25 protein-coding genes are annotated in these 26,638 nt (G+C 65.3%); 13 read left to right on the forward strand and 12 right to left on the reverse strand.

Going from position 1 to position 26,638, the window contains the following annotated elements; genetic code table 11:
- Nucleotides 1-71: 71 nt before the first annotated feature.
- From yajC to secF, 3 genes are all read left to right on the forward strand, one after another.
- Nucleotides 72-407: a preprotein translocase subunit YajC gene (gene yajC, locus BIO17B3_RS09890; protein WP_156053910.1), complete on the forward strand. Its 336-nt coding sequence runs from the start codon at nucleotides 72-74 to the stop codon at nucleotides 405-407.
- Between the two features lie 118 nt (nucleotides 408-525).
- Nucleotides 526-2,496, forward strand: coding sequence for a protein translocase subunit SecD (gene secD, locus BIO17B3_RS09895; RefSeq protein WP_156053911.1), 1,971 nt, complete (start codon nucleotides 526-528; stop codon nucleotides 2,494-2,496).
- Nucleotides 2,497-2,535: 39 nt separating this feature from the next.
- Nucleotides 2,536-3,489, forward strand: a complete 954-nt coding sequence (gene secF, locus BIO17B3_RS09900) for a protein translocase subunit SecF (protein ID WP_013121899.1) — start codon at nucleotides 2,536-2,538, stop codon at nucleotides 3,487-3,489.
- A gap of 58 nt (nucleotides 3,490-3,547) precedes the next feature.
- On the opposite strand, the gene BIO17B3_RS09905 is transcribed toward secF, so the two are convergent.
- From BIO17B3_RS09905 to BIO17B3_RS09920, 4 genes are all read right to left on the reverse strand, one after another.
- On the reverse strand, nucleotides 3,548-4,396 hold the full coding sequence (locus BIO17B3_RS09905) for a hypothetical protein (RefSeq protein WP_156053912.1): 849 nt from the start codon (nucleotides 4,394-4,396) through the stop codon (nucleotides 3,548-3,550).
- Between the two features lie 61 nt (nucleotides 4,397-4,457).
- The gene (locus tag BIO17B3_RS09910; RefSeq protein ID WP_013104248.1) at nucleotides 4,458-4,916 is read right to left on the reverse strand and encodes a DUF494 domain-containing protein; all 459 of its coding nucleotides are present in this window, start codon (nucleotides 4,914-4,916) and stop codon (nucleotides 4,458-4,460) included.
- Between the two features lie 93 nt (nucleotides 4,917-5,009).
- Nucleotides 5,010-6,149 carry a DNA-processing protein DprA gene (gene dprA, locus BIO17B3_RS09915; RefSeq protein WP_156053913.1) on the reverse strand — a complete coding sequence of 380 codons (1,140 nt, stop codon included), beginning with the start codon at nucleotides 6,147-6,149 and terminating at the stop codon, nucleotides 5,010-5,012.
- Between the two features lie 30 nt (nucleotides 6,150-6,179).
- A complete protein-coding gene (locus tag BIO17B3_RS09920) occupies nucleotides 6,180-7,331 on the reverse strand; it encodes a LysM peptidoglycan-binding domain-containing protein (protein ID WP_156053914.1) in 1,152 nt (383 codons plus the stop codon).
- 342 nt (nucleotides 7,332-7,673) lie between these two features.
- Here BIO17B3_RS09920 and def point away from each other — a divergent pair, with 342 nt between their 5' ends.
- From def to htpX, 3 genes are all read left to right on the forward strand, one after another.
- Nucleotides 7,674-8,180: a peptide deformylase gene (def, locus tag BIO17B3_RS09925; protein WP_232054255.1), complete on the forward strand. Its 507-nt coding sequence runs from the start codon at nucleotides 7,674-7,676 to the stop codon at nucleotides 8,178-8,180.
- A gap of 35 nt (nucleotides 8,181-8,215) precedes the next feature.
- Nucleotides 8,216-9,172 (forward strand): methionyl-tRNA formyltransferase, encoded by a 957-nt coding sequence (gene fmt / locus BIO17B3_RS09930; protein WP_172979077.1) that lies wholly within the window; start codon nucleotides 8,216-8,218, stop codon nucleotides 9,170-9,172.
- A 92-nt stretch (nucleotides 9,173-9,264) separates the two neighbouring features.
- Entirely contained in the window at nucleotides 9,265-10,134 is an 870-nt protein-coding gene (htpX, locus tag BIO17B3_RS09935) for a zinc metalloprotease HtpX (RefSeq protein ID WP_156053917.1), read from the forward strand.
- A 70-nt stretch (nucleotides 10,135-10,204) separates the two neighbouring features.
- On the opposite strand, the gene BIO17B3_RS09940 is transcribed toward htpX, so the two are convergent.
- Both BIO17B3_RS09940 and purB read right to left on the reverse strand, forming a co-directional pair.
- The gene (locus BIO17B3_RS09940) at nucleotides 10,205-10,567 is read right to left on the reverse strand and encodes a phage holin family protein (protein ID WP_156053918.1); all 363 of its coding nucleotides are present in this window, start codon (nucleotides 10,565-10,567) and stop codon (nucleotides 10,205-10,207) included.
- 16 nt (nucleotides 10,568-10,583) lie between these two features.
- Nucleotides 10,584-11,987, reverse strand: a complete 1,404-nt coding sequence (purB, locus tag BIO17B3_RS09945; protein ID WP_156053919.1) for an adenylosuccinate lyase — start codon at nucleotides 11,985-11,987, stop codon at nucleotides 10,584-10,586.
- 104 nt (nucleotides 11,988-12,091) lie between these two features.
- Here purB and BIO17B3_RS09950 point away from each other — a divergent pair, with 104 nt between their 5' ends.
- Nucleotides 12,092-12,712 carry a glutathione S-transferase N-terminal domain-containing protein gene (locus tag BIO17B3_RS09950; RefSeq protein WP_013121908.1) on the forward strand — a complete coding sequence of 207 codons (621 nt, stop codon included), beginning with the start codon at nucleotides 12,092-12,094 and terminating at the stop codon, nucleotides 12,710-12,712.
- Between the two features lie 12 nt (nucleotides 12,713-12,724).
- On the opposite strand, the gene BIO17B3_RS09955 is transcribed toward BIO17B3_RS09950, so the two are convergent.
- From BIO17B3_RS09955 to thiL, 3 genes are read right to left on the reverse strand one after another with little or no spacing between them, the layout of a single operon-like run.
- A complete protein-coding gene (locus BIO17B3_RS09955; RefSeq protein ID WP_156053920.1) occupies nucleotides 12,725-13,237 on the reverse strand; it encodes a CinA family protein in 513 nt (170 codons plus the stop codon).
- Between the two features lie 4 nt (nucleotides 13,238-13,241).
- The gene (locus BIO17B3_RS09960) at nucleotides 13,242-13,757 is read right to left on the reverse strand and encodes a phosphatidylglycerophosphatase A (protein ID WP_156053921.1); all 516 of its coding nucleotides are present in this window, start codon (nucleotides 13,755-13,757) and stop codon (nucleotides 13,242-13,244) included.
- Nucleotides 13,758-13,779: 22 nt separating this feature from the next.
- Complete coding sequence (gene thiL, locus BIO17B3_RS09965; protein WP_156053922.1) at nucleotides 13,780-14,751, reverse strand: thiamine-phosphate kinase; 972 nt, start codon at nucleotides 14,749-14,751, stop codon at nucleotides 13,780-13,782.
- Between the two features lie 136 nt (nucleotides 14,752-14,887).
- Between thiL and BIO17B3_RS09970 the strand changes: the two genes are divergently transcribed.
- The 3 genes from BIO17B3_RS09970 (at nucleotide 14,888) to BIO17B3_RS09980 (ending at nucleotide 18,346) form a co-directional block, all read left to right on the forward strand.
- Nucleotides 14,888-17,176, forward strand: coding sequence for an NADP-dependent malic enzyme (locus BIO17B3_RS09970; protein WP_013121912.1), 2,289 nt, complete (start codon nucleotides 14,888-14,890; stop codon nucleotides 17,174-17,176).
- Nucleotides 17,177-17,490: 314 nt separating this feature from the next.
- Nucleotides 17,491-17,937, forward strand: a complete 447-nt coding sequence (locus BIO17B3_RS09975) for a ribonuclease domain-containing protein (protein WP_156053923.1) — start codon at nucleotides 17,491-17,493, stop codon at nucleotides 17,935-17,937.
- On the forward strand, nucleotides 17,900-18,346 hold the full coding sequence (locus BIO17B3_RS09980; protein WP_156053924.1) for a barstar family protein: 447 nt from the start codon (nucleotides 17,900-17,902) through the stop codon (nucleotides 18,344-18,346). The genes BIO17B3_RS09975 and BIO17B3_RS09980 overlap by 38 nt, the downstream gene beginning before the upstream one ends.
- Before the next feature lie 183 nt (nucleotides 18,347-18,529).
- On the opposite strand, the gene rsmA is transcribed toward BIO17B3_RS09980, so the two are convergent.
- The 3 genes from rsmA to BIO17B3_RS09995 form a co-directional block, all read right to left on the reverse strand.
- Entirely contained in the window at nucleotides 18,530-19,336 is an 807-nt protein-coding gene (gene rsmA / locus BIO17B3_RS09985; protein WP_156053925.1) for a 16S rRNA (adenine(1518)-N(6)/adenine(1519)-N(6))-dimethyltransferase RsmA, read from the reverse strand.
- Between the two features lie 105 nt (nucleotides 19,337-19,441).
- Nucleotides 19,442-20,860: a peptidylprolyl isomerase gene (locus BIO17B3_RS09990; protein ID WP_156053926.1), complete on the reverse strand. Its 1,419-nt coding sequence runs from the start codon at nucleotides 20,858-20,860 to the stop codon at nucleotides 19,442-19,444.
- Nucleotides 20,853-23,138 carry an LPS-assembly protein LptD gene (locus tag BIO17B3_RS09995; RefSeq protein ID WP_232054256.1) on the reverse strand — a complete coding sequence of 762 codons (2,286 nt, stop codon included), beginning with the start codon at nucleotides 23,136-23,138 and terminating at the stop codon, nucleotides 20,853-20,855. The genes BIO17B3_RS09990 and BIO17B3_RS09995 overlap by 8 nt, the downstream gene beginning before the upstream one ends.
- Before the next feature lie 303 nt (nucleotides 23,139-23,441).
- Here BIO17B3_RS09995 and BIO17B3_RS10000 point away from each other — a divergent pair, with 303 nt between their 5' ends.
- Genes BIO17B3_RS10000 through BIO17B3_RS10010 form a run of 3 tightly spaced genes read left to right on the forward strand, consistent with a single transcriptional unit; the run spans nucleotide 23,442 to nucleotide 26,622 of the window.
- Nucleotides 23,442-24,470 (forward strand): aminoglycoside phosphotransferase family protein, encoded by a 1,029-nt coding sequence (locus BIO17B3_RS10000; protein ID WP_156053927.1) that lies wholly within the window; start codon nucleotides 23,442-23,444, stop codon nucleotides 24,468-24,470.
- Between the two features lie 26 nt (nucleotides 24,471-24,496).
- Nucleotides 24,497-25,183 carry an N-acetylmuramate alpha-1-phosphate uridylyltransferase MurU gene (gene murU / locus BIO17B3_RS10005; protein ID WP_156055271.1) on the forward strand — a complete coding sequence of 229 codons (687 nt, stop codon included), beginning with the start codon at nucleotides 24,497-24,499 and terminating at the stop codon, nucleotides 25,181-25,183.
- A 32-nt stretch (nucleotides 25,184-25,215) separates the two neighbouring features.
- Nucleotides 25,216-26,622, forward strand: a complete 1,407-nt coding sequence (locus BIO17B3_RS10010; protein WP_156053928.1) for an aminopeptidase P N-terminal domain-containing protein — start codon at nucleotides 25,216-25,218, stop codon at nucleotides 26,620-26,622.
- Nucleotides 26,623-26,638 lie beyond the last annotated feature (16 nt).

Consider the following 26,638-nt stretch of genomic DNA (forward strand, 5'->3'; position numbering starts at 1 on the left):
CGACAATACGCGGCTAACCGACCCTGGCCACGAGCCAGGATGCCGATGAAATCCACCGTTCCATCTTCCCCATGAACCTTATTTCTGTTGCCCACGCGCAAGCTGCTGCCCCCGCACCCAGTGCAGGTTCCACCCTGATGAGCCTGCTGCCCATCATCGTGATGTTCGTCATCCTGTACTTCGTCATGCTGCGTCCGCAGATGAAAAAGCAAAAGGAACTGCGCGCCATGCTGGCTGCGCTGGCCAAGGGCGACGAAGTGGTGACCACGGGCGGCGTCGTGGGCAAGATCAGCAAAATCAACGACAACTATGTCACGCTGGAAATCGCCGCCAACACTGAGGTACTGCTGCAGCGCAGCGCGGTGACCATGGTGCTGCCCAAGGGCACGATCAAGAGCGGCGTCTGAGCGCGTCCATGCGTCCCTGTCGACCCGCGCCGTCGCGGGCCCAACCGTGCAGGCCCGACTTGTGCGGGATTTTTATTTGAACCCGCGCCGCATCGGCGGGTGAAACGAGGTTGTTGTCATGAATCGCTATCCCTGGTGGAAATATCTCATCATGGTCGTCGTCCTGGTGGTTGGCGTGGTGTATGCGCTGCCCAATCTGTACGGCGAATCGCCCTCAGTGCAGATTTCAAGCACCAACGGCGGCAAGGTCGACAACGCCCTGCTGCTCAAAGGCGAGCAGATTCTGGACGCGGCTAACCTCAAGCCCGATTCGGCCGACTTCAACGGCGCCACGGTCAACTACCGCTTCAGTAACACCAGTGTGCAGCTCAAGGCGCGCGATGTGCTGGCCAAGGCGCTCAACCCCAATGCGGACGATCCGCGGTATGTGGTCGCGGTCAATCTGCTGTCGCGTTCGCCCGCGTGGCTGACGGCGCTCAACGCCAATCCCATGTACCTCGGTCTCGACCTGCGCGGGGGCGTGCACTTCCTGCTGCAGGTGGACATGCAGGCGGCCGTGCACAAAAAGCTCGACTCGATTTCCGGCGAGCTGCGCCGCGATCTGCGCGACAAAGACGCGCGCTACACCAAGCTCGAACGCGTGGGCGACACCCTTCAGGGCGTTTTTGTCGATGCCAGCGCACTGAACACGGCCAAGGAACTCATCACCCGCCAGCATCCCGATTTGCAGCTGGCCCCGCAAGCGCCCGCAGGCCCTAACAGCCTCAGCGCCAGTCTGACGCCTGCCGCCGTGTCGCAGGAAGAAGACTACGCCATCAAGCAGAACATCCAGACCCTGCACAACCGCATCAACGAACTCGGCGTGGCCGAGCCCATCATCCAGCAACAGGGTCGCGACCGCGTGGTGGTCGAATTGCCGGGCATTCAGGACGTGGCCCGGGCCAAGGACATTCTCGGCCGCACCGCCTCACTCGAAGTGCGCATGGTCGATGACAGCGCCGCAGCCCAGGCCGCGCTGGCCGGGCAGGGCCCGCTGCCCGCCGGCGACCAGATCTTTCCCGACCGCGATGGCGGCAAACTGGTGGTCAAGCGCGACGTGCTGCTGACCGGTGACAACCTCACCGACGCCCAGCCCGGCTTCGACCAGCAGACCAACGAGCCCGCGGTGTTCCTCACCCTCGACTCCAAGGGCTCCCGCATCTTCCAGCAAGTCACGCGGGAGAACGTGGGCAAGCGCACCGCCATGATTCTGTTCGACCGCGGACGCGGCGAAATCATCACCGCCCCGGTGATCCGCAGCGAAATCGCCGGCGGCCGGGTACAGATCTCCGGCCACATGACCGTGCAGGAAGCCAACGACACCGCGCTGCTGTTGCGCGCCGGTGCCCTGGCTGCGCCGATGAACATCATCGAAGAGCGCACCGTCGGCCCCAGCCTGGGGCAGCAGAACATCAGCCAAGGTTTTCACTCGGTGACCTGGGGCTTCGTTGCCATCGTCATTTTCATGTCGATCTACTACATGTTCTTCGGCGTGGTGTCGTCCATCGGTCTGGCGGTCAACCTGCTGCTGCTGGTGGCGGTGCTCTCCATGTTGCAGGCCACACTCACTCTGCCTGGCATCGCGGCCATGGCGCTGGCGCTGGGTATGGCCATCGACTCGAACGTGCTGATCAACGAACGCATCCGCGAGGAACTGCGCAATGGCGCCAGTCCGCAAAACGCCATTTTCCACGGCTACGAGCGCGCTTGGGCCACCATCTTCGACTCAAACGTCACCACGCTGATTGCCGGGGTCGCGCTGCTGATCTTCGGCTCGGGCGCCATTCGCGGATTCGCCGTGGTGCACGTGCTGGGTATTCTCACCTCGATGTTCTCGGCGGTGTTCTTCTCGCGCGGCATCATCAACCTCTGGTATGGCCGCAAGCGCCGCCTGCACAGCATCTCCATCGGCCAGATCTGGAAGCCGCAAGCGGCTGAGGCCACGGCGGGGGCGCTGTCGTCCGGCGCCGCAAGTGACGCGGTGAAAGCTGGAAAGCCGCTGGACGCACCCACACCGCGCACCACCAAGCCGCGCCGCAAGGTGCATTGATCCGCCGACGGCCCAAAGACTTCCGATTCAAGGCACATCATGGAATTTTTCCGTATCAAGCGCGACATCCCGTTCATGCGCAATGCGCTGACGTTCAACGTCGTCTCCGCGGTGCTGTTTGTCGCCGCGGTGTTCTTCCTCTTCACCCGCGGGCTCAATCTGTCGATCGAATTTACCGGCGGCACGGTGATGGAAGTCGGTTACAGCCAGGGGGCGAACATCGACGGCATCCGCGCCACCCTGAGCAAACTCGGTTACGCCGATGCGCAAGTGCAGGCCTACGGCAACGCCAACGATGTGGTCATCCGCCTGCCGCTGCACAAGGGCGAGACCAGCTCGGAGCAAAGCACCAAGGTCATGGCCGGGCTGCTGGCCGCCGATCCGCAGGCGCAGCAGCGCCGCACCGAATTCGTCGGCCCGCAGGTGGGGTCTGAGCTGGCCACCGATGGTCTCAAGGCGCTGGCGCTGGTGATCTTCGGCATCGTCGCCTACCTGGCGGTGCGCTTCGAGTGGAAATTTTCGGTGGCGGCCATTCTCGCCAATCTGCACGACGTGATCATCGTGCTCGGCTTCTTCGCCCTGTTCCAGTGGGAATTCTCCCTGCCCGTGCTGGCGGCGGTGCTGGCGGTGCTGGGGTATTCGGTGAACGAGTCGGTGGTGATCTTCGACCGGGTGCGCGAAAACTTCCGCAAGTACCGTAAATACACCACGGTGCAGGTGATCGACAGCGCCATCACCAACACCATCAGCCGCACCGTCATCACCCACGGCTCGACGCTGGCGATGGCGTTTTCCATGTTCTTCTTCGGCGGCCCGGCGCTGCATTACTTCGCGCTGGCGCTGATCATCGGCATTTCGATGAGCATCTACAGTTCGGTGTTCGTCGCCGCCGCGCTGGCGATGTGGTTTGGCGTGAAACGCGAAGACCTGATCAAGCCGGGCGGCAACAAGCCCAGCGACCGCAACGACCCGAATGCCGGCGCGGTGGTCTGAAATCAGGCGCCCACAAAAAAGCCAGCGTGAGCTGGCTTTTTTGTGGGCGCCGAGACGGTCAGTTGAAGTTGAAGCTGACCCCGGTCGTACCGTTGGCTTGGTTGTAGGCCGTGCTGTAATCCGCAGAAACAGTGCCTGCCGTGGTGGCTGATCCGAGATTGGTCCAGTTGAGCAGATTGGCGCCGTAGGGGTCGTCGGTGGCGCCGAGTGTGGTGCCCATATTGAGCAGGTACTGATCCACTCCGATCAGCACCTTGTCGTAAGCATCTCCAGCCGTGGGAACCGCCGTGGCCAGGGCAAGGCTGCCCAGGCCGAATTGCCCGGCGATGTCTTGCAGCGAGGCGGTGTAGTTGGCGAGCGTCAGGCCACTGTTCGGGGTGATACGGGCCACGGCGAAAGTGGTCAGCGGGGTGATGTTGGCCGTGACCGTTCCGCCACCGCCCACGTTCACCATGGCTTGCAGGCTGGCGTTCGTCGCCAGTGCGGCGTTACTGGCGCTGGCGGCGAGATTGAGCGCCGTGGAGGTCAGGCTGTTGAGCGCCTGCGAAGCGCCGTTGTAGCTATACGTGCCGCCCACGACTTGCAGCAGGACCGGCCCATAGAAGCTGGTGAGGTTCATGCTGAAGCTGCCGTCGGCCGCTGAAGGCACGCAGTCCAGCACAGTGCCATAGCTGGTGTACGGCGTCACCGTGGTGGTCAGCGGATTGCCCTGACCGTTGACGATGGCGTAGGCGCAGACATTGTTGGTGCCGTTGCCGTTCACCGGGCTGTTCGCCCCCATGAGCACCTGCCCTGTGACGGTCGAGCCGGAATAGTTGGTGTTGGTCGCACCGCCGCCGCAACCGGCGAGGGCGAGACTGGCCAGCAGGGCGGCGCCCAGGCTGATGCGGATGGGAGAAACTGGCATCGGAAATCTTTCAGGGAGGGGTTGGGCGAGTCGTGGCCGAAGCCGAGCGGCAGCAGTTAGCTCAATGCACCACGCGGTCTTCGGCTTCGACGAACAGCTCGTCGAGGATCAGGGCATCGGGCTCTTCGTCCAGACGCCAGAAAATCAACAGCACGATGGTTTTGAGATGCTCCAGCGGCAGCGGCTGCATGCCGGTGGCCAGCGCGCGCTCGATGGTGAGTTCGCGCAGATGCGGCTTGAGCACCCCGGCGCTTTCGAGAAAGTTGAGATAGCCGATGGCTTCCAGCCCCAGGCAGTCGAGCTCTTGCTGCGCGTAAAGACGAATGGCGTGTGCGCTCTGCTCGTGCTGGGTCTTGAGGCCGCCTACGGCGCTGTCGAGCCCGCGAAGCCAGTCGATGGCTTCGTGGATTTCGTCGCTCTCGAACCCGGCCGCGCTGAGTTTGCGCGTGAGCTGCCCGAACTCGGGGCAGGCTTCCGGATGCCAGTAGGACTCGTAGAGATACATGAGAATATCGAACATGAGGCCATTCTATGCATGACGCGATGACGGATTGTTTCGCGGTTTTCTCCAGGCATCAGGCCGGGTCAGGAGCACGCGAAGGGTGGCCGGATTTCAGGCGCGGGCGATGCGCTGAAAGCGGCCGCCGGGCAGGCGCGCGACCTGGCCCTGCAGCTCAAGTTCGAGCAGGCGAGCGCCCAGCCGGTCGGCAGGCCAGCCGGTGCGCGCGCTGAGATCGTCGAAGCTGCGGATGTCGTAGCCGAGGGCGCGCAGGATGTCGCATTCGGTGTCGCATTCGGGCGGGGTTTCCGTGGCGGGTGATGCGTCTTTCGTCGTGGTTTTCACGGCGGGGCGCGCATCCCAGGCAAATTCCTCCAGCACGTCTTGCGCGGTTTCGACGAGCTTGGCGCCCTCGCGGATGAGTCGGTGGCAGCCATGCGCCAGGGGGTTGTGGATCGAGCCGGGCATGGCAAAGACTTCGCGCCCCTGCTCGCCAGCCAGCCGCGCGGTGATGAGCGAACCGGAGTGCGTGGCGGCCTCGACCACCAGCACCCCGCGTGACAGGCCGCTGATGAGGCGGTTGCGGCGCGGAAAATTGCCCTTGGCGGGAGCGGTGCCCAGCGCAAACTCGGACAGCAGCAGCCCGCGATCGGCCACGAGATGCGCCAGTTCTTTGTGGCGTGGCGGATAGACGCGGTCGCAGCCGGTGCCGAGCACGGCGATGGTCGAACCGGCCTGCTCGCCCGTCGCGGCCAGGGCGCCGCGATGCGCGGCCGCGTCGATGCCCAGGGCAAATCCCGACACGATGGTGACCCCGGCTTCGCTGAATGCCTGCGCAAACGCCTGGGCATCGCGCTCGCCCTGCGCGGTGGGGGTGCGTGCGCCCACCATAGCCAGCCGCCGTGGGGCGCCCAGCAGCGCGGCATTGCCCAAGGCGTAAAGCAAGGGCGGCGGGTCGGTGATGTCGAGCAGGCTTTGCGGATAAGCCGGATCGTCCAGGGTGATGCAGGCCTGCCCCGGCTGGGCGGCCCATTGCCGGGTGCGAGCGATGAGGTCTTGGGTTTCGCGGTCGGGGTCGGCCAGCAGCGCCGAGGCGACGGCGGCGCTGACCACCTGAGTCAGCGCGGCGTGCGAGGTCTGGAAAATCAGCGATGGCGGCCCGAAGGCGCTGAGCAGTTGGCGCGCGGTGAGGGCGCCAACGCCCGGAGTCTGCATCAGCCGCAGCCAGGCGGCGAGGTCTTCAGGCGGCGTCATGCTCGACCGTGCCGAAGGCCGCTGCGGCGATCAGGGCTGGGTGAAGCGGTCGGCGACTTCAACCGGTTCGTCGGCCGACAGGATGAGCGCATAGGCCACATGCTTGAAGGTGCGAAACACCATCATCACGCCCACGCGGCGGTCGGGCAGTTCGATCTCGGGTTTGCCGGGCGCCGTCGAGTCTTTGACCATGCGGCTGTTGTGCCACAGCGCCAGCACGTCGCCGCGCTCCAGCCCGTCGTCGGCCCCGCGGTTGAGCGCGACCACGCTGTTCTTGGCCGCCATGCTCAGATCGCCGTAGATCGAAACAATGTCGCCGCTGATCGGCTTGGCCGGGGCGTGCGGGGTGTAGTTGAGGAATTCACGCGGCGGCGCGATGACCAGCCGGTCGCCCACGCCGACTTCACGCTCAATGCCATCGACCCGGAACACCGACACCGCATCCGGCCCGGAGGGCGGCTCGACGAGATTGGTCGTGCCAAGATATTCGGCCTGGTAGGCGATGATTTTTTTCGTGGCCGGGTCGACCAGCGGCTTGGCCGGACGATAGATCTGATAGCGCGTGGCCTTGCTCACATCACCGCGCACATAGACCTGCGTGCCGGGCGACGCCATGGTGTGCCCTTTGGGCAAGGCCACGATGCGCGGCGAGGCTTCGAGGGTGTCGGGCTCGACGATCAGCGGCTGGGTGAGGAAGGGGGCGATGAGTTCTGGCGAGATGGTGGGAATACCTTCAGGCGGCAGCGGGCTGGATTCGACCTGCGGGTTGAGCTTCACCGTGGGAATGCCCTGGCTGTCACCGCCCATGCTGAGGCGGGCACGGCCGTTGGAAATGTCGAGAAACAGCACTTGTCCTGGAAAAATCCAGTGCGGGTTGCGGATCTGCTGCAGATTCATGCCCCACAGCTTGGGCCAGTCCCAGGGCTTGCGCAGGTACATGCCGGAAATTGCCCACAAGGTGTCACCGCGTTTGACGGTGTAGCGCGAGGGCGCGTTGGCCGCCAGCTCGGAAACCGGCACGCCGGTCTGCGCGGTGAGTTCAGCCTGGGCGCGCTGCGCCGGAGCCACCGGATAGTTGGGCAGACCATGCAGCGCGGGCGCGTCGGCCGATGGGTTGGCGGCGCAAGCCCAGGGCGCCGCAGCGGCCATCGCCAGCGTGGTAGCCAGAGCGCGGTAGCTCATACGACGTGAAAAAAGGTTGAAAGGGTGGTGGAAAGCCTGTCTCAGCATGGCGCAAAGTCCCCAGATCAAAACGGTGGCCACATCCGGCGCGGTGTGGTCTTTTGTGAATCTGCCCCCCGTGGAAATTTGCGATTCCAGGGCCCATATCTCAAAATTGTTGAGCACATTGTGCACGCAACACCTTGATGCGGCAATCAAATCACCGTTTGGTCGGGGTTTGGACGGGGCGGCAGTTGCAAGAATGTTGCGGGCGCGCCCGACCGACGGCGCGTGCAGAGTCGGCCACCCCCGTTTTTGCAATGGATAAAGCCTTTTCCATCGCAAATAACTAAAATGCGAGCCATGGAACAACTGACCATTCTTCAATATCCCGATCCGCGTCTTTACACCGTGGCCAAACCGGTTGCGGCGGTCGATGAGCGGGTGCGCGCCCTGGTGGCGGCGATGTTCGAGACCATGTACGCCTCCAATGGCGTCGGCCTGGCCGCGACGCAGGTCGATGTGCACGAGCGCATTATCGTCATGGATACCTCGGAAGAACGCAATCAACCGCTGGCGCTCATCAACCCGGAAATCGTGCGGCACAGCGCGGAAGACAAGGAATGGGAAGAGGGTTGCCTGTCCGTCCCTGGCATCTACGACAAAGTCACGCGGCCGGCCACGGTGCGGGTGCGCGCGCTGGACGCGCAGGGCCAGCCCTTCGAGATGGACGCCGACGGGCTGACTGCGGTGTGCATTCAGCATGAAATGGATCATCTGATGGGCAAGGTTTTTGTCGATTACCTCTCGCCGCTCAAACGCAACCGGATCAAGACCAAAATGCTCAAACGGCAAAGGCAGGCCGCTTGAGCCAGGCCATGCCCGCCTCCCCTTCGGGGCGCCGTTTGCGCGTGGCGTTTGCCGGCACGCCGGAGTTCGCCGCGGTGGCGTTGCGCGCCATTCTGAGCGCGGGCTACACCGTGCCTCTGGTGCTGACTCAGCCCGACCGCCCCGCGGGCCGCGGCATGAAACTGCAGTCCAGCCCGGTCAAGCAAGTTGCTTCGGCGGCGCAAATCGAGGTCATTCAACCCCAAGGTCTGCGACTGGACGGGCGCTATGCCGAACAGGCCGCGCAGGCACACGCGGCGTTGCGCGGTGCCCAGGCGGACGTGCTGGTCGTGGCGGCCTACGGCCTGATTCTGCCGACGTCGGTGCTGACGCTGCCGCGATTGGGCTGCTTGAACATTCACGGCTCGCTGCTGCCGAGGTGGCGCGGAGCCGCCCCGATCCAGCGGGCGATCGAGGCAGGCGATGCGCAGACGGGCATCACCCTGATGCAGATGGACGCGGGGCTCGACACGGGCGACATGCTGCTGGAGCAGGCCCTGCCGATTGAATCCACCGACACCGCGTCCACCCTGCACGACAAACTCGCCGTCTTGGGCGCGGCCCTGGTGGTTCAGGGACTGGATGGGCTGGAGCGCGGCGAACTGCGCCCGCGTCCGCAGCCCGAAGCTGGGGTGACGTACGCCGCGAAAATCAGCAAGGACGAATCGCTGTTGCAGTGGGATTTGCCCGCGGAGCTGCTTGCCCGGAGGGTGCGGGCGTTCACGCCTTGGCCGGGGACGCAATTCACCTTGCCTGACGGCGGGGTTGTCAAGGTGGGTGCGGCTGAGGCTTTGACGGCACCGCATGTCGGCCCGCCCGGCTTGGTGCGGCAGATGAAGGCCGAAGGGCTGGATGTGGGTTGCGGCAGCGGCGTGCTGCGCATCACACGACTGCAAAATCCCGGCGGCACAATGCAGAGCGCGGCGCAATGGCTGCAGGGCGGGGCCGACCTCACGGGCTTGATGCTGGGTTAAGCCCCTCGTTGGGTTAAACCCCTTTGCGGCCTTGAACTTTTGATTCGCTGCACAATCTAGCGCTGTTGTATCCAAACGTATCGGAGCGAAGCATGTTCAATATCATGAAAACCGCCATCCTGATGGCTGCGATCACCGCGTTGTTCGTGGTCATCGGCTCCATGCTGGGCGGACAGAAAGGCATGATTCTGGCGCTGCTGTTCGCGCTGGGCATGAACTTCTTCAGCTACTGGTTCAGCGACAAGATGGTGCTGAAGATGTACAACGCGCAAGAGGTCGACGCTAGCAGCGCGCCCCAGTTCTACGCCATGGTGCAGGAGCTTGCGCAGCGCGCCGGGCTGCCCATGCCGCGGGTCTATCTCATCCAGGAAGACGCGCCCAACGCCTTCGCCACCGGCCGCAACCCGGAGCACGCGGCGGTTGCGGCCACCACGGGCATCCTACGGGTACTCAGCGCGCGTGAGTTGCGCGGGGTGATGGCGCATGAACTGGCGCATGTGAAGCACCGCGACATTCTGATTTCCACCATTTCCGCCACCATGGCCGGGGCCATTTCGGCGCTGGCGAACTTCGCGATGTTCTTCGGTGGACGAGACTCCGAAGGGCGTCCGTCAAATCCAATCGCCAGCATTGCCGTGGCCATTCTGGCGCCGCTGGCTGCGAGCCTGATCCAGATGGCGATTTCCCGCGCCCGCGAGTTCGAGGCCGATCGTGGCGGCGCCGAAATCTCGGGCGATCCGGCCGCGCTGGCCGCGGCTTTGCAGAAAATCGAGGCTTACGCGCGCGGCGTGCCGTTCCAGGCCGCCGAGGAGCATCCGGCCACGGCGCAGATGATGATTCTCAACCCCCTGCACGGCGGCGGCATCGCCAAGCTGTTCAGCACTCACCCGGCCACCGAGGAGCGCGTGGCCCGGCTGATGCAGATGGCGCAGACCGGCACGGCCCAGGCCTGGCAAGGCTGAGCTGCGGCTCAGGGCAAAACAAAGCCCGGCTGGCCCCATGAGGCCAGCCGGGCTTTTTGCTGGACGCGGATTACCGGCGCTGTCCGAACTGCACCCCTTCCAGCGCGCTGTCGATGATGACTCCGGCGATGCTGTAGAGAATCGACCCGAGCAGCGCCGCGCCGAAGCTGCGCACATGAAAGCCGTCGATCACGCCGGACGCCGCATAGAACATGGCGGCGTTGAGCACGAAGAAAAACAGCCCGAGGGTGAGGATGGTGATCGGCAGCGTGAGGATGAACAGAATGGGCCGCACCAGCGCATTGAGCAGACCGATGAACAGCGCCGCCCACATCGCCGCACCAAAACCCGAGACCTGCACGCCGCTGTAGAGGTAGGCCACAGCCAGCAGGGCGCAGGCGGAAAGCAGCCACTTGAGCAAGAGTTTGAGCATGGTGGGTCTCCGAGGTTCAGCGGCCTGCGGCCAGACGCTTGGCCAGTTCGGCTGCCAGTCCGGTGTAGCTGGCCGGTGTCATGGCGAGCAGGCGTTGGCGGTCGTCTTCGGGCAGGTTCAGCCCTTTGATGAATTCCCGCATGGAGTCTGCCGTGATGGCCTTGCCGCGGGTCAGTTCCTTGAGCTGCTCGTAAGGACTGGGCAGACCGTGGCGGCGCATGACGGTCTGTACCGGTTCGGCCAGCACTTCCCACGCGTTGTCGAGATCTTCAGCCAGGCGTTGAGGATGAACCAGCAGCTTGTCGAGCCCGCGCAGCAGGGAATCCCAGGCCAGCACGCTGTGGCCCAGCGCCACGCCCATATTGCGCAGCACGGTCGAGTCGGTGAGGTCGCGCTGGAAGCGCGAGATCGGCAGCTTGTCGCTCAGGTGCCGCAGCAGCGCGTTGGCGATGCCCAGATTGCCCTCGGCGTTTTCGAAGTCGATGGGGTTGACTTTGTGCGGCATGGTGGACGAACCGATTTCGCCCGCCTTGGTCTTCTGCTTGAAGTAGCCCCAGGAGATATAGCCCCAGATGTCGCGGCTGAGATCGATCAACAGGGTGTTGGCGCGGGCGACTGCGTCGAACAGTTCGGCCATGGCGTCGTGCGGCTCGATCTGGATGGTGTAGGGGTTGAAACTCAGCCCCAGCGACTCGACCACGCGGCGCGCAAAGGCCTCCCAGTCCACCTCGGGGTAGGCCGCCAGGTGCGCATTGTAGTTGCCCACCGCGCCGTTCATCTTGGCGCTCAGCTCGACCGACTCGATGGCCGCCATGGCACGCTGCAGGCGGTGGGCGACGTTGGCGAATTCCTTGCCCAGGGTGGTGGGGCTGGCCGTCTGGCCGTGGGTGCGCGACAGCATGGGCTGTTCGGCCAGCTCGGCGGTGAGATCGAGTAGTCGGCGCAGCACGCGCTGCAGCAGTGGCATGACGACTTCACGCCGCGCGCCTGCGAGCATCAGCCCATGCGCGGTGTTGTTGATGTCTTCCGAGGTGCAGGCGAAGTGGAAGAACTCGGCGTGTCGGTGCACATCGGCCATCTCGGCCGTTTGCGCCTTGAGCCAGTACTCCACCGCCTTGACGTCATGGTTGGTGGTGCGTTCGATGGCCTTGATTTCAGCCGCCTGCGCGCTGCCGAAGCGGGCAACCAAGTCGCCCAGCGCGTCGCGAGCCGCTTGCGGTAGGGCCGGAAACTCTGCAAGGCCCAGATCGGACAGACCGATGAACCAGGCCACTTCGACCTGGACGCGGCTGCGCATCAGCCCGGCCTCGGACAGATGCGCACGCAGGGCGTCTACCTTGGCGGCATAGCGCCCGTCCAAGGGCGAGAGCGCGTCCAGTGTGGACAGCGCGGCGGATTGCGGTGTGGGGTTCGTGCTCATGCGGGCATTGTAGGAATTGCGGGCTGCAGCGGGCGGCGCCTGCGGCAGGGCGGCATCGAGGCCGGTTGATATACTCGATCGCCCATTGATTGCAGTGCCAAAACATGAAACTCATCGGCTCCCTGACTAGTCCTTACGTGCGCAAGGTGCGCATCATGCTGGCCGAAAAAAAAATCGAGGCCAAGTGGGAAGAAGAGAACGTCTGGTCGGACGCGACCCAGATCGGTCGCTCCAACCCGCTGGGCAAGGTGCCGTGCCTGCTGCTCGACGACGGCGAAGCGATTTTCGATTCGCGGGTGATCGTCGAATATCTCGATACCCTCACCCCCGTGGGCAAACTCATTCCTGCTGGCGGGCGCGAGCGCGCCGAAGTCCGTACTTGGGAGGCTCTGGCCGATGGGGTGATGGACGCCGCAGCCACGGCCAGGCTGGAACAGACTTGGCCCGGCCGCACCGAGGCGCAGCGCAGCCCGGCGTGGATTGCGCGGCAGATGGGCAAGGTCGATTCCGGCGTCAAGGCCATGTCGCACGGCCTGGGCGACAAGCCGTTTTGCAGCGGCAACCATCTCAGTCTGGCCGATATTGCCGTGGGGGCCGCTCTAGGCTACGTGGTGTTTCGCTTTCCTGAACTCGGCTGGCAGCAGCAGTACCCCAACCTCGCCAAGCTCTACGACAAGTTGATGCAGCGACCGTCGTTTCGCGATACGGCCCCGCCGCAGGGCTGACGCGGCGCGCGCCTATGACGACTGCGCTGCCTGCAGCTGCCAGCGCAGTGCAAACTCTGCAGCCTGCAGACGCACGCTGTCCCGGTCGCCTTTGAACAGGGCGTGACGGGTTTCGCTTTGCACTGCGTCACCTTCTTTCCAGGCCAGCCCGAACCACACCGTGCCCACCGGTTTTTCTGCCGTGCCGCCGCCTGGCCCGGCGATGCCGGTGATCGCCACGGCGACCTCCACCCCCGCGCGTTGCTGCGCGCCCAGCGCCATCGCGCTGGCGACCTCCGGGCTCACCGCACCGACTTGCGCAAACAGCGCGGGGTTCACGCCGAGCAGATCGGATTTGGCGGCATTGCTGTAGGTGACAAAACCCCGGTCGAACCAGTCGCTCGACCCGGCCACGCTGGTGACGGCCGCCGAGACCAGCCCGCCGGTGCAGGATTCGGCCGTGGCCAGCCGCCAGCCGCGCGCGCGACAGGCTGCGCCGACATCGGCTGCAAGGCGGCAAAGTGCGTCGAAGTCGGGCCGGGTCATGGACTCAAACCAGGGCGTAAAGCCGGATGCCCAGTGCCATGACCAGCAGCGTGAAAGCGGCGGCGATCAGGTCGTCGAGCATGATGCCCAAGCCGCCTTTCACATTTCGGTCGGCCCAGCCTACGGCCAGCCATTTACCGGCGTCGAAAGCGCGAAACAATAGAAAAGCGGCCAGTTGCTCAGCCCAGCCCGCCGGGGTGACGAGCAGCAGAATCAGCCAGAAGGCGATGATCTCGTCCCACACCACGGGCGAGGCGTCTTCCAGGCCCAGCGCACGCGAGGTATGGCCGCAGGCCCAGATGCCGACGACGGCGCCCACGCCGATGACCACTGCCCAGTTCAGCGGGCTCAGCCAGAGCGAAAGCAGTTCGTAGCTGGCCCAGGCGAACAGCGTGCCCGCAGTGCCCGGTGCGATGGGCGACAGGCCGCTGCCGAAACCCAGTGCGAGCACATGCAGGGGGTTGCGCCACATGAAGCGCCAGGAAGCGCCTTGTGCGGCGGCGGGAATGGGGGTGGTCATATCTGAGGAGTGCAAGCGTGCGTCAAGGCGTGCGGAAATGGTCGAAACCTGCGTAGACATTGTCCAACACCTGTCCGCTCGCGTCGATCAGCCGCAGGCCCGGCTCGGCGTCGATGCGGCCGATGCGGGTGACGGGCGTGGCAGCCTGTGCCGCGGCGGCGGCAACGGCGTTGCGCGCGCCGGGTGGGGCGGTGAACAGGAGTTCGTAATCGTCGCCGCCTGCGAGTTGGCACAGGCGGCGGCGCTGCAGGGGTTGGGCGGCAAGCGCTGCGCTGGCCGGGCAGGCGTCGGCATCGACGGTGGCGCCCACCCTGCTTGCGCGCAGGAGGTGGCCGAGGTCGGCAAGCAGGCCATCGGAAATATCGAGCGCGGCCTGCGCCACGCCCCGCAGCGCCAGACCGAGGGCAACGCGGGGTTCGGGGCGATCCATGCGCACAAAAGTCGCGGCTTGCGTCTGCGCATCCAGCGTCCATTCGCCCAGGCGATGACCCAGCGCCAGCCGGGCGTCGCCCACGGTGCCCGAGACCCAAAGGTCGTCACCGGGCCGCGCGCCGCTGCGCAGCAGCGCTTGGCCGCGGGGCACGAGTCCGAGCACGGTGATGCAGAGGTTGCGAGGGCCGCGGGTGGTGTCGCCGCCGACCAGCTCGATGTCGTGGGCTTCGGCCAAGGCGAACAGGCCGCGCGCAAAGCCTTCGAGCCAGCGTGGATCGGCCTCGGGCAATGCCAGCGCCAGGGTGAAGGCGTGCGGCCTTGCGCCCACGGCGGCCAGATCGGACAGGTTGACCGCCAGCGCCTTGTGTCCCAAAGCGGCTGGATCGGCCCCGGGTAGGAAATGCCGACCTTCCACCAGCATGTCGCTGGAAATGGCGATTTGTTCATTTGCGGCGGGCGCGGCGAGCAAGGCGCAATCGTCGCCCACGCCTAAAGCGGCGCGGCGTACGGGTCGGGTGAAGTAGCGGGCGATGAGATCGAACTCGCCGAGCGGTGCAGTCATGGAAAGGCTATGCGATCAGAGGTGGTATGCACGCCATGTTCGCATATCGGTGCGCGGGCAGGCTCCTACAATGCATGCGTCCCGTGCGGCGACAAGATGCGAAACGTTCACGACGGCCGCGTGAGGAGGAGACTTCATGTCCAGCCCAGAAGACACCAAGGCCAAGCTGCGCCAAGCCGCGCTCGAATATCACGAATTTCCCCGCCCCGGCAAACTCGCCGTCGTCGCCACCAAGCAGTTGTCCAATCAGCGCGATCTGGCGCTGGCCTATTCGCCGGGTGTGGCCTCGGCCTGCGAAGAAATCCAGTCCAAGCCCGATGATGCGTTTCGCTACACCGGGCGTGGCAACTTGGTTGCGGTGATCACCAACGGCACCGCGGTGCTGGGGCTGGGCGACATCGGCCCGCTGGCAGCCAAGCCGGTGATGGAAGGCAAGGCGGTGCTGTTCAAGAAGTTCGCGGGCATCGATGTGTTCGACATCGAGGTGAACGAAAAAGACCCGGCCAAGCTGGTCGAAATCATCGCCGCGCTGGAGCCCACGTTCGGCGGCATCAACCTCGAAGACATCAAGGCCCCGGAGTGTTTCGAGGTTGAGCGCAAGCTGCGCACGCGCATGAACATTCCGGTGTTCCACGACGATCAACACGGCACGGCCATCATCGTCGGCGCGGCCATTCTCAATGGCCTGAAGGTGGTGGGCAAGGACATCGCCCAGGTCAAGCTGGTGTGCTCCGGCGCGGGCGCTGCGGCGCTGGCCTGCCTGAGCCTGCTGGTCGATCTGGGGCTGCCGCGCAAAAACATCTGGGTCAGCGATCTGGCCGGCGTGGTGTACGCGGGCCGCACCGAGCTGATGGACGAGGACAAACGCCGCTTCGCGCAAGACACCCCGGCGCGCACCCTGGCCGAGATCATCGACGGCGCGGACGTGTTTCTCGGCCTGTCCGCAGGCGGCGTGCTCAAGCCCGAATACACCCTGCGGATGGCGGACAAGCCCATCATCCTGGCGCTGGCCAACCCCACGCCCGAAATCCTGCCGGAAGAGGCGCGCGCGGCGCGGCCTGATGCCATCATCGCCACGGGCCGGTCGGACTATCCGAACCAGGTCAACAACGTGCTGTGCTTCCCCTACATTTTCCGCGGTGCGCTCGACAGTGGCGCCACCACCATCACTGCCGAGATGGAAGTAGCCGCGGTGCGTGCCATCGCCGAGCTGGCGCAGGCCGAGCAAAGCGACGTGGTGGCGGCCACTTATGTGGGTGAGCCGCTGCGTTTTGGCCCCGACTACCTGATTCCCAAACCCTTCGATCCGCGCCTGATGATCAAGATCGCCCCGGCAGTGGCCGAGGCGGCGGCGAAGAGTGGCGTGGCGCGCCGCCCCATCGCCGATCTGGACGCCTATCGCGACAGCCTGCAGCAGTTCGTCTATCAGTCCGGTGCGCTGATGCGCCCGATGTTCAGCATCGCCAAGAAAGCGGCGAAAAAGCGCATCGTCTATGCCGAGGGCGAGGACGAGCGCGTGCTGCGCGCCGTGCGCGTGGTGGTCGATGAGCACCTGGCCCGGCCCATTCTGGTGGGGCGTCCGGCGGTCATTGCCCAGCGCATCGAGCGTTTCGGTCTGCGGCTGGAACAAGAGCGCGATTACGACGTGGTCAACACCGATTTTGATCCGCGCTACCGCGATTTCTGGCAGACCTACCACCAACTTGCGGGCCGCAAGGGCGTGACCCCGGCGATGGCCAAGATCGAAATGCGTCGGCGCCTGACCCTCATCAGCTCCATGATGCTGCACAAGGGCGAGGCCGACGGCATGCTCTGCGGCACCTGGGGCAATACCCACATCCACCTGCACTACATCGACCAGGTCATCGGTCGTCGTCCCGGCGCCAAGGTGTATGCGGCGATGAACGTGCTGGTGCTGCCCGGTCGGCAGGTGGCGCTGGTCGATACCCATGTCAACATCGACCCCAGCGCCGATGAAATTGCCGAAATCACCTGCATGGCGTCGCAGGAATTGCGCCGCTTCGGTATCGTTCCCAAGGTGGCCTTGCTGTCGCATTCCAATTTTGGCTCCTCTCCTGCGCCCAGCGCGCTGAAAATGCGCGAGGCCCTTGCCCTGCTGCGCGAGCGCGAGCCCGATCTGGAAGTCGATGGCGAAATGCAGGGCGACACTGCGGTCGACCCGGTCTTGCGCGCCAGCCTGATGGTCGATTCCGCCCTCACTGGCGAAGCCAATCTGCTGGTGTTCCCCAATCTGGACGCGGCCAATATCTCCTACAACCTGCTCAAGGCCACCGCGGGCAACAACATCGCCATCGGCCCCGTTTTGCTGGGGGCGGCCAAGCCGGTGCACATCCTCACCGCGTCCAGCACCGTGCGTCGCATCGTCAACATGACGGCGCTCACCGTCGCCGAGGCCAATCTTTGAGCGCCCCCAGGGCCGGGCACTCCCCACCCCAACCCTACCCACAAGTGGGGAGAGAGTGATCTTGCCTCCCCCACGACGTGGGGGAGGTCGGGAGGGGGGGCTGAGGCCTGCGGCACTTTGACCGTAAAACCTGCCTAAAAATTGGGCGAATCCTTGTGTTTCCGTGGCGATTTCGCTACGATTGCGCCTTGGCTGGTGTGCAGGGCCGAAGAATTTCATTATGGCCCAATACGCGAAACCGAACAGCATCAGCCAGTAACTTTCACGCAATTGCGTCCAATTTTCTCTAACGGTGCGGCTTTTGCCGCAGCAGCATGAATCGCCGGTGCATTCGTTCTACGCTGCAATCCCTGTTTTTTGCGGGACTGCTGATTGCCACTTTGTCGCTTCTGGCATCAGGCGGAACCAGCGTGTGGCCTGCAGCCCAGGCGCGCGAAACGTCGCAATCGTCGCAAACCTCGGCACTGCAGGACATTCCAGTCATTTCCGTGGCCGACCTGCCGGTGCAGGCGCGAGACATGTTGAAGCGCATTGAACAAGGCGGCCCGTTCGAGGGATACAAGGACGGCGTCATTTTTGGAAACTATGAGCGGCTTTTGCCCTCAAAACGTCGTGGTTATTACCGCGAATACACCGTCCCGACTCCAGGCGCCCGCAACCGAGGGGCGCGCCGCATTGTGTGCGGAGGGGCCAAGCACCATCCCGATGTTTGTTACTACACCCATGATCACTATGCCAGTTTCCGACGCATCGCCCAATGATGCCGATCCCGCCGTGCTGCTCAAATCGGTACGGCCGAACATCGTGCAGTCGATCCGGGCTTACCGTGTTGCGCAGTTGCAAGACGCAGCCGAGACGACCGGCCAGCATTTTCTCTATGCCAACCTCGCCGAGGCGACCACCAAACAGGAAGTGCTGGAGACGATTGCGCGCTCCTTCCTGTTTCCCAAGCATTTCGGCAAAAACCTCGATGCCCTGCACGATTGTCTGACCGACGTGGTGCACAGCGGCGGGCCGCAGCCCGGTTTCGTGGTCGTGCTCGAACAGCTACCGGCCACGCAGCGATTCGACAAGGAAGCGCGCGAAACGCTGCTCGACGTGTTCCGCGACGCGGCCGATTTCTGGGCGGAGCGCGGCATAGCCTTCAGGGTCTTCTATTCTTTTCTGTAACCCGCACTCCTGGCCGGGAGGAGATGCGGGGCGAAGCGGTACCGGAACCCAGAGTCAAGGCCGTCAAGGTCTGCACGCCGTGGGAAGGGGCTTGGGCGCAGCTCGTGGTTTGAGCCCTGCCTGATCTTTTTCTGCGGTGCTGGAGGTGGTGCAAGACACGTTTTGTCTTGCACCATTTATTTTTTACGGCGACGATGGAAGCGACTGAGCCAGCGCGATGTACTCGGCCGTGCTCACTTCCTCGGCGCGGCGCTGCAGATCGAAGTCGCCGGCATAGCCTTGGGTGTCGAGCCAGGGGCCCAGGCTGTGTCGCATCAATTTGCGGCGCTGGGAGAACGCGGCGGTCACCAGGGCGGAAAGCAGTTTGCGGTCGAGCCGCGGCGATTCCTGCACAGGCAGCGGGGTCATGCGAACCACCGCGGAATCGACCTTCGGCGGCGGATCGAAGGCTTCGGGCGGCACATCGAGCAGATTGACCATGCGATAGCGCCACTGCAGCATGACCGAGAGTCGGCCGAAATCGTGACCACCCGGGGCGGCCACCATGCGGTCGATCACCTCTTTTTGCAGCATGAAGTGCTGATCGCGAACTTGCTCGGCCACGTCCATGAGATGAAATAGCAGCGGCGTGGAAATGTTGTACGGCAGATTGCCAACCAGGCGCAGATCGGTGCCCAGGCTGGCGAAGTTGAAATCGAGCGCGTCGGCCTCGATCAGTTCCACCTTGTCGGGCGCTTGCTTGCGCCAGCGCGCGGCGAGGTCGCGGTCGATTTCGATGGCGGCCAGGCGGGGAATGCGCTGCAAGAGCGCGAGCGTCAAGGCGCCCAGGCCGGGGCCGATTTCCACCAAGCGCTCGCCAGCCTGCGGGTTGATGCAGTCGACGATGCCCTGGATGATCTGCTGGTCGATGAGGAAATGCTGGCCGAAGCGCTTGCGCGCCACATGCGTGGTCTGCGCCGCCCCGCGCGGCCGGGCGGGCGGGTGCTTCATGCTGCCGACCGCCCCCAGGGTCGGCTCGCCGACCCGCCCCCCGTGGGGGTCAAGGAAACTTGGGGCGGCCCGGCGTTTTCTTGAGAGCCCAGGCCAACGCGCCGATCAGTCATTTTCCGGAATGTGCACATAGGTGCGGGCGCGCACGTCGCGCACCAGCTCATCGAAGTCTTCCGCAGCCTTTTGGCGTTGCAGCACTTCGCGCGCCAGCGCGCGTTTTTGCGACGCTTCGAGCGGTCGCACCGCGCGGTCAACCAGTTGCAGCAGCACGACCTTGTTGCCCATGACGATGGGCGCAGACACATCGCCCGGATTGAGACGCTGCAACGCGGCGTCGAGCACGGGGTCGAGCTGCCCGGGCAAGACCCAGCCCAGCGCGCCGCCTTTGGCCGCCGTCGCGGGGTCTTGCGAAAGTTCGCGGGCCTTTTCGCTGAACTGCACCTTGCCGTTTTGCACCGCCTGCGCGATGGAGTCCAGCTCGGCCTTGGCGCGAATGCGCTGAGCGTCGGTGCTGGCGCTCAGCACAATTTCGCGCACCTCGCTTTGCATGGCCGTGGTGGGCGCGGCCGTCTCGCCGCTGACCTGCAGCAGCTTCAGGATGTGAAACCCGGCCGCGCTGCGGATGACGGGGCTGATCTGCCCGGGCTGCAGGTTGCGCACCGTGTCGACGAACAGCGTGGGCAGACGGTTGGCCGGGCGCATGCCCAGATCGCCGCCGCGTTTGGCGCCTTCGCCCTGAGAGTCTTGGGTGGCGAGCTGGGCGAAGTCGGCGCCCGCTTTCAGCTTGGCGTCGATGGCGTCGATTTTCTGCTTGACGGCGGCGACTTGCGCCTCGGTGGCGTTTTGCGCCACCGGCAAAAAGATCTGCGCGATGTCATAGGCGGCCTGCGGGCTGGCGGCGGCAGCGTCTTGTTTGGACAGGAACTCGTCGATTTCGCTTTCGGAAACCGTCGGCAGTTGCGCCATGCTGCGCTCACGCAATCGGCTGATGAGAATTTCGCGCTTGAGCTGATCGCGGTAAGCGCTCCAGCCCATACCCTCTTTCTCGATGGCGCTGCGCAGTTCGGGCACGGTCAGCTTGTTGTTGCTCGCCACCTGGGCGATGGCGCGGTCGAGCGTGTCCTGGTTGACGCCCATGCCGATTTGCTCGGCATATTGCGCCAGCGCCACTTCGTCGATCATCTGGTTGAGCACCTGGCTGCGCAACTGCGCTGCAGACGGCAGTGTGGCGCCAGCGGCCTGCGCCTGCTGGCGTGTGGCTTCGACTCGCAGTTGCAGGTCGTAATCGGTGATGACCTGGTTGCCCACGATGGCAGCAATGCCATCGCTGGTGCGCGCACTGCTGAAGGTGGAGGGCAGCGCGGGCGGCGCTGCCATCGGTGGGACGGTGGCCGCAGCCGGTGCTGGCACCGACAGACCGCCCGCAGCGCCGGGAGGCAGCCGCAAACCCTGCGCCTGCGCACAGACGGCCAGAGAGGCCAGCATCATTGCCAGCAGGGCGCGTGGCGGAAGAGTCTTATTCATAGTTGGCAAAACGGCTCGGGGGCACGTTGGATTGCTTGAGGATCTGATAGCCGGGGATATTCTGCTTGAGCGCCGACAGCGGATTGTTGCCCAGCCGGGAAAAACCGACGAGTTCGAGCTGGAAAAGGATGCGGGTATAGGCCGTGGCCTGGGTGAGCGAGTTGCGTTGCAGCACGATGCGGCCGATCCAGCAGCCGCCGTCGTATTCGAATCCGAGCAGGCCGTCGTTGAAGCGCTTATCGAGAATGCTGTAGTTGGCCTGTCCCACCGAATACCAGCGCGGGCTGAGCTGCCACTGCCAAGCCGTGTTGATGTAGCGCAGCGGAATCTGGCCCGATGCGGCGCTTTGGTACAGGTAGCTGGTGCTGATGGTTTTATACGGCCCGGGTGACCAGCGCGCGCCCGCGGAGATCTGCTGGCTTTGTTTGAGCCGCATGTTGTATTGCAGTGCGGCCTCCGCGCTCCAGTGCGTGCTGAGGTTGGCGCTGGCCAGCGCGAAGGTGTCGTTCAGCCCGGCCGGAATGGGATTGCCGCTGAGCACGACACGCTGCGGTGCGAACAATACCCGCTGCGCCAGGGTGAGTCGCCCGAGTTCGACGCCGGTCCGCGGGTCGAGCAGGCGCGAGGTGACGCCGCCGGTGAGGTTGTTGGCGTCGGCGATGCGATCAACGCCCGAAAACACGTTGTCGGTGTAGATGGTCGACAGGTTCAGGTCGAGGTCTGCGCTGTCGAAGTTCGGCAGGTTCTGCTGGTTGCGATAGGGCGTATAGACGTAATAGAGCCGCGGCTCCAGGGTTTGCGTGAGCGCGCGGCCGAACAGCGAGGTGGGGCGCTCGAACACCAGGCCGCTGTCGAGGCTGAAGGTCGGCACCGAGCGGTCGGCGGTGGTGGCGCCACCGGTCATCGCCGTGTCGGTGACGTAGCGGGTGAAGTTGAACGACAGCTTGGGCGTGATAAAGCCGCCGGGACGCACCACCGGATAGCTGATCTGCGGGTTGAGGTAGAGCCGGTCGCCCGAAATCGCGGTGGGGTTGGTGAAGCGGGTCAGCGCCGAGTCGAACTGCCAGCTCAGGCCGCTGTAGTTCGCGCTTTGCAGATGGGTGTAGAGCTGGGGCTGCTGGTTGTAGGGCACGCCGATCGGCGCCGCGGTGTTTTGCAGCGTCTGCCAGCGGTTTACGCTGAGCTGCATATAGCCCAGCGGCAGACCGTAGGTGAGGCTGCCTTGCTGCGGCAGGGTGCGGTTGGAGCCGATGACCGGGTTGACGCCGCCGAAGTCCTGCCACCAGTTGTCGTCGGACACCTGCTGGTAGTTCACCGCGTAGCTCAGGCCGTGGCCGAGGCCGCCGTTCTGCTGCACATAACCGGCCCAGCGACTGTTGCCGCTGTCGCTGCTGTCGGAAGGCAGCAGGTCGAACTGGCTGCGGCCCGAAAACGTCGGCTCCAGCCAGCGCGTGGCCAAGCTGCCCATGAAGCCGCGACGCAGAATGACGCGCGGCGTGAGCGTGGCGTCGTAATTGGGGGCGATGTTCCAGTAGTACGGCACGGCGAGGTCGACGCCGTTGCGGCTGTCCACGCCCAGCGTGGGCGGCAGCCAGCCCGACTTGCGCGCATCGCTCAGTGGAAAGCTGGCGTAGGGCAGCGGCAGGATGGTGGCGCCCTTGAACACCACGCGGGCGTCGCGCGCCACGCCGGTGTTGTCGGCCAGGTTCAGGTCGAGATGCGTGGCCTGCACGAACCAGTCCACCGGGCTGGCGGTGCAGGTGGTGTAGGTGGCGTTGTCGGCTTTGAGGTGGTCGCGACCGAGAAAGTCGATGTTGTCGGCGTGGCCGTGCCCCTGGGTGACGCGAAAGTAATAGTCGGCGTCGGGCATCTGGCCGCGATAGGTGTCGAGCTGCATGCGCAGCGCCGGGCCGGTGAACAAATTGCCGTCGCGCAGCACCCGCACGTTGCCGTTGGCCACGGCCTCGTTCTCGACAAAGTAGTAGCGCAGGCGGTCGGTCTTGATCACGATGCTGTGCTTGCGCAGTTGCACGTCGCCGGTGGCGTGGACATAGATATTGTTCTGTCCGGTGATTTTGTCGGCGATGACGAACAGCGGCTCGAAGGCCTCGGCCTGCGCGGGCAGGCGCTGCAGCAAATCCAGGCTGGGCGTGAGCTGCAGCGGGGCGGAGGCAGGTGTTGCCTCTTGCGCCTGCGCCGTGACATCCCAGCCCAGTGCGAGCGCCAGCATCAGCAGGGTGAGGCGCGGAAGGCGGCGGGACGGCGGGGGAAAAGGCACGGGGATCAGGTGGGAGGCGGGCTTATAACGGCGAACCGCGGCGGATCGCCCGGCCAGTCGATCGATTCGGGCCGCGCAACGATGCCTAAAATGCCAGCGGATTATAGGGAGTGCCCCCAGACCTGCCGCGTTCGCGTCAGCCTCCCCCCGGGGGGGATGAGGCCCGCGGCTCCAAGCTGCCCTGTGGCAGCTTGGACGGAGCCGAATCCGAGCGGCTTGCAAGCCGCGAGGTGGACAAGAAAACTTGGGGCGGCCCGGCGTTTTCTCATGAGGCCATTCTTCCCGTCTTTTCTATCCCATTCCATGTCCGCTACCGACCCCGACACCCGCGCCCAGGCCCTGCAACAGTGGTTGCAGGACATCGCCCCGGCGCACCAGTTGCAGCTTGAGAGCCTGCAGCCCGCTTCCAGCGACGCCAGCTTCCGCCGCTACTTCCGCGTTCAGGCGGCGGGCGGTTCGCGGATCGTGATGGACGCGCCGCCGCCGATGGAAAACGTGCGGCCCTTCGTGCGCGTCGCCCAACTGCTGGCCGAAGGCGGCGTGCAGGCGCCGCAGGTGCTGGAGCAAGACGTGGCGCAGGGTTTTTTGTTGCTCACCGATCTGGGGCAGACCACCTATCTGCAGGCTATCAATGCCCAGCCTGATCGCGCCGACAGCCTGATGCGCGACGCGCTCGGCGCGCTGGTCTCGCTGCAGCGCATCGACGGCGCGGGCGTCGTGCCGGTTTACGACGCGGCCCTGCTGCAGCGCGAGCTCGATCTGTTTCCGGAGTGGTTCGTGCAGCGTCACCACGGCCATGTGCTCAGCGACGCGCAAAGCGTCGCGCTGCAGGGCATCTTCGCCGCACTGATCGCCAACAACCTGGCGCAGCCGCAGGTGCTGGTGCACCGCGACTGGCACAGCCGCAATCTGATGGTCACGCCCGAGCGCAACCCGGGCGTGCTCGACTTTCAGGACGCGGTGATCGGCCCCATCACCTACGACCTGGTTTCGCTGCTGCGCGACGCCTACATCGCCTGGCCCGAAGAGCAGCAGCTCGACTGGGCCATCCGCTATTGGGAGCGCGCCCGCAAGGCCGAACTGCCGGTGGCGCCCGACGCCGCTGACTTCTATCGCGACCTCGACTGGATGGGCCTGCAGCGCGCGCTCAAGGTGCTGGGCATCTTTGCCCGGCTGCACCACCGCGACGGCAAGGCGCAGTATCTCGGCGACCTGCCGGTGGTGCTGCAACACACCCGGCTGGTGGCGGCGCGCTACGGCGCCTTCAAGCCGCTGCTGCAGTTGCTCGACCAGATCGAGCAGCGCAGCCCGCTGGTGGGCTACACCTTCTGAACGTGAACAGCCTGCCCAAGCGCGCCATGATTCTTGCCGCCGGACGCGGGCAGCGCATGCGGCCCCTCACCGACGCTTGCCCCAAGCCCCTGCTGGCCGTGGGGGGCAAGCCGCTGATCGTCTGGCAGATCGAACGCTTGGCCGCGGGCGGCTGGCGCGACCTCGTCATCAACACCGGCTGGCTGGGGGAGCAGATTCCCGCTGCGCTGGGCGACGGCAGCGCCTGGGGCGTGCGCCTGCGCTACTCGCCCGAGCCCGCGCAGGCTTATGAGACCGGCGGCGGCATCGCCACCGCCCTGCCCCTGCTCGGCGCCGCGCCCTTCCTCGTGGTCAGCGCCGACATCTACACCCCATTCGATTACGCGAGCCTGCACGCACCGGCCGACACCATCGCCGCCGATCCGCAGCACACCGCGGCGCATCTCGTGCTCACCCCCAACCCCGAACACAACCGCGACGGCGACATGGCGCTGGACGCGCAGGGCCGCATCCGGCGCGAGGGCGCGCGGCTGAACTACGGCAATATCGGCGTGTTCCACCCCGCGCTGTTCGCCGGGCAGCCCCGGGCGCAAGCCTGGAAACTGTTTCCCTGGCTTTATGGCGCGGCCGATGCCGGGCGGGTGAGCGGCGAAGTGTTCAGCGGCCCCTGGCACAACGTCGGCACGCCCGAACAATTGGCCGCGCTGGATGCGCAATTGCGCGGCGCAGGCTAGGCTTGCATCCATTGCCTTTTTCGAACACGCTCATGCCCGATTCCAATCTGCTCGTCCGCTGCGCCACCCGCCGCGCTGAAGTGGTGCGCCAGCTCGCCGCCGCTGGCGGCGGTGTTGCCTTGCTGCCCACCGCACCCGAGGCCCTGCGCAACCGCGACGCCGACTATCCCTACCGGCACGACAGCTATTTCTACTACCTCACAGGCTTCACCGAGCCGCACAGCCTGCTGGCGCTGCAGGTGACCGCTTCGGGCAGTAGCCGCAGCGTGCTGTTCTGCCGCGACAAAGACGTGGAGCGCGAAATCTGGGACGGCTTCCGTTGGGGCCCGGAAGCCGCGCGCGAGGCCTTCGGCTTCGACGCGGCGCTGTCCATCAACAGCCTTGAGACCGAGCTGCCCAAGCTGCTCGCCGACCAGCCTGCGGTGTGGTGGCCCTTCGCCGTGCACGCGGGGCTGGAGACCCAGGTGGAACGCTGGCTGGCGGCCGTGCGCGCCCAGACCCGCGCCGGGGTGACCGCGCCGCGCACCCAGCACGATCTGTGCGCCATCCTCGACGACATGCGGCTGTTCAAAGATCCGTATGAACTGGACGTGATCCGCCGCGCCTCAACCATCTCCGCACAAGGTCACATTCGCGCCATGCAGGCCAGCCGCCGCGGCCTGTTGCAACCGCCGTCGCAAGGTCTGCGCGAATATCACCTCGAAGCCGAACTGCTGCACGCCTTTCGTCAGGGCGGATCGCAAGCCCCGGCCTACGGCTCCATCGTCGCCGCGGGCGCCAATGCCTGCGTGCTGCACTACCGCGCCAGCGACGCCCCGGTGCGCGCGGGCGACCTGGTGCTGATCGACGCCGCCTGCGAGCTCGACGGCTACGCCAGCGACATCACCCGCACCTTCCCCGCCGACGGTCGCTTCACCGGGGCGCAGCGCGCGCTGTACGAGGTGGTGCTCGCCGCGCAATCGGCCGCGATTGAGGCCAGCGTCCAAGGCGCCCGCTTCACCGACCCGCACGACGCCGCCTTGCGCATTCTGGCGCAGGGTCTGCTCGATCATGGCCTGATTACGCGCGACGCCGCGCCCGATGTGGACGCCGTCATCGCCACCGGCGCCTACAAGCGCTTCTACATGCACCGCACCAGCCACTGGATGGGCATGGACGTGCACGACTGCGGCGACTACGCCGAGCCGGGCGAAGCCCTCGAAATCCAGCCCGACGGCAGCCGCAAACGCCCCGCGCGCATCCTGCGCGACGCCATGGTGCTCACCATCGAGCCGGGTCTATACGTGCGCGCGGCCGACGACCTGCCCGCCGAATTTCACGGCATCGGCATCCGCATTGAAGACGATATCGCCGTGCGCGCCGGCGGCCAGCCCTGCGAGGTACTCACCGCCGCCGCCCCCAAAACCGTGGCCGACATCGAGGCCGTGATGCGGGGTTGAGCGGCCCCGCAAGCGG

This window comes from Thiomonas sp. OC7 (assembly GCF_900634595.1).
In the GTDB taxonomy this organism is placed as follows: domain Bacteria; phylum Pseudomonadota; class Gammaproteobacteria; order Burkholderiales; family Burkholderiaceae_C; genus Thiomonas; species Thiomonas arsenitoxydans.